This is a genomic window from Paenibacillus zanthoxyli JH29 (genome assembly GCF_000520715.1).
Classification (GTDB): Bacteria; Bacillota; Bacilli; order Paenibacillales; family Paenibacillaceae; genus Paenibacillus_AQ; species Paenibacillus_AQ zanthoxyli.
In genome coordinates, this window is record NZ_ASSD01000297.1 from 1 (window position 1) to 2686 (window position 2686).

At 51.6% G+C, this 2686-nt stretch carries 3 protein-coding genes; 2 read left to right on the top strand and 1 reads right to left on the bottom strand.

Annotated elements, in window-relative coordinates:
- On the bottom strand, nt 1–175 hold a 175-nt coding region (locus L691_RS31965), incomplete at its 3' end, for a radical SAM protein (RefSeq protein WP_332249078.1).
- A gap of 253 nt (nt 176–428) precedes the next feature.
- Here L691_RS31965 and L691_RS0110830 point away from each other — a divergent pair.
- Nucleotides 429–1148 carry a TorD/DmsD family molecular chaperone gene (locus tag L691_RS0110830; RefSeq protein ID WP_025690520.1) on the top strand — a complete coding sequence of 240 codons (720 nt, stop codon included), beginning with the start codon at nt 429–431 and terminating at the stop codon, nt 1146–1148.
- A 362-nt stretch (nt 1149–1510) separates the two neighbouring features.
- The coding region (gene cls / locus L691_RS0110835; protein ID WP_025690522.1) for a cardiolipin synthase at nt 1511–2686 on the top strand (1176 nt) is incomplete at its 3' end.

Sequence of the window (2686 nt, forward strand, 5' to 3'; positions counted from 1 at the left end):
GGGCGAGCGCCTTCACGACAGCGGCGATCTCCTCATAGCTCATGATCTCGTCATGCGGCTGGAAATGCATTCCTTCCGCAGGCATACAATAAATACAGCGCAGATTGCAGCGGTCTGTAACCGAAATGCGCATATAATCGTGTACGCGTCCAAAAGGGTCTGTCAGCGGTTCCATGGAGGGATTTTTCCCCTTTCGTCGTTCAGTGTAATATTTCAAATTTTAAAGATTGTCAGTAATGCCGTCAATGCAAACTCTTTGGAAACTCTTTAAATTTGACAGGAATGTGACAATTCAGACCAATCGCCATAGAATGCTCACGAAAAGCGTTTTCAATCCGGGCTATAATAAAAATATAAAGCCGTGATAACTTTTCATTATCGAGCCGCAGAATGTGCGGTGACGGATTATTTAAAGGAGGATTTTATAAATGACCACAGTGAGCGTTCCTCCCCTTAACGTTTCGGAAGCCTTCAACCATTGGCTGGAAAGCAGGGGATTTATATACCAGCTGTTTACTGAATTTTTCGGAAGAAGACCGACTCTGTCGCGAATCGCGCAGTGGAGCAGCAACCGGCAAATCGGCGCTGCTGCAGAGATGTCGGAGGGAGGGCGTGAGCTGAAGCGCTACTTCTACTTGCACAGCCAGAATCCGCATGATCTTCTTAAGGTCTGCGAGAAGGAAGCTGCGGAATACGACCGGTTGATGCGTGATGAAACCGTGATCGGCTTTAAGCCGAGAGAAGCGGCCCTGCTGGGAGAAGCGGAGGAATTCTGCAACGTAATTTCCGATGTGTATGCGTCAGCAGGCATCGTGTTCAAAAAATGCGGCGACGAAGCCGACGATCACATTGCCATCGAGCTGGAGTTTATGGCCGTGCTTCACGATCGTATGCTGTATAACAGCTTTTCCGCCCGAAGCGCGATGGAACAGCTGAGCACCCAGGAGAACTTCCTCAGGGAGCATTTGCTGCTCTGGGTGCCTGAATTCTGCGAAAGATTGAATTCAGCGACCGACAGCCCGCTGTACCGGGGGTTATCCCGCATGTTGGAAGAGTTTCTTCCTTATGATCTACATATGCTAGAGTCCTGGAAAGCTTATCTGGAGAGCGCTGCTGCGGCGCTAGTCTCTGCCAGCGATAATTTATGAGATGAATGCCTGGAGATTCCGGGCATTTTTGGGCCGACCTCAATGCAACGCCGTGTGCAGCTAAATAGCCGTGTGCAGCTAAATAATAATGAAGCCATCCTTCAGCAGCAAGCGGAGGATGGCTTTTTGCCGTTTATACGGCTGCTGCGGGCCGGACGACAATGCTGAAGCGTATCTGCGCCAGGTCCGGCAGCGGGCTCGCCCGCTCTTTGATTATTATGATGAAACCGCACGGATCAGGTTACAATTTTGTCGTATTTACGGTTTTTAGGTCGATGATGATAGGAAGAAAGTCATCTATCATGTAAAATGTATGATGGTATTCCATAGCTGTTGTGATTAACTGAAGAGGTAGGGTGCCAATGAGAAGAGGAATACAGTCAACGATCATCATAGGAGCTTTGCTCGCCTTTTATTATTTTGGCTTTGGCATTTTTGGCAGCACCGGCGGTACGATCATCAGTATTTTTTCCACACTGACGGTCATTTCGATCGGACTTGCCATATTTATGGAGAACCGCAACCCGTCGGCGACGATGGCCTGGATTCTGCTGCTTGCGCTGATTCCGGTAGTGGGACTCGTGTTCTATTTCCTATTTGGGCAAAATGTATTCAAGCGCCGCAAATACGACAAAAAGGCCCAACGCGACCTGATGGCCTATGAGCGGATTGAGAACGACGCCTTGCGTCTGCATCAGGATTGGTCGATGTTTAATTCCACACAGCGCAAGCTGCTTGGCCTGTCGCAGCGTCTGGCGCGTTCGCCGATCTCTTTCTCTTCGGAGACGCGGGTGCTGACAAATGGCGAGGAGACGTTCGGGACGCTCCTGCTGGAGCTGCGCCAGGCGAAGCACCACATCCACATGGAGTATTATATTTTCCGCGCTGACGAGATCGGGACCAGAATTCAGCAGATTCTCATTGAAAAAGCCCGCGCCGGCGTCAAGGTCCGCTTCATGTATGATGCCGTGGGCAGCATCCAATTGTCCCGGGGCTTCTTGAAGGCTTTAAGCGACGCAGGGGTGCAGGTGGCGGCGTATGGCAGATCCAAGAGCTTTTTCTCCAGCCGGGTCAACTACCGGAATCACCGCAAAATAGTGGTCATCGACGGCGATGTCGGTTTTATGGGCGGGCTCAACGTGGGAGATGAGTATTTGAGCCGCAGTAAAACATACGGCTTCTGGCGCGACACGCATATGCTTGTTCGGGGCGAGGCGGTGAGGACGATGCAGATTATTTTTCTGCTGGACTGGATGCATACCACCGGCGAGCGGATTTTGGAGCAGGATTATTTGTCGCCGCAGCTTCGGTACACCGGAGACGGCGGGGCGGTGCAGATTATCGCGAGCGGCCCGGACAATGAGAGGCAGACGCTCAAAAATATTTTCTTCTCCATGATCACCTCGGCCAAAAAGTCGGTGTGGATCGCCACGCCGTATTTTATCCCCGATGAGGACATCTACACGGCGCTGCAAGTGGCCGCTCTTTCGGGGCTGGATGTGCGCCTGCTGTTCCCCGCCCAGCCGGACAAGTGGCTG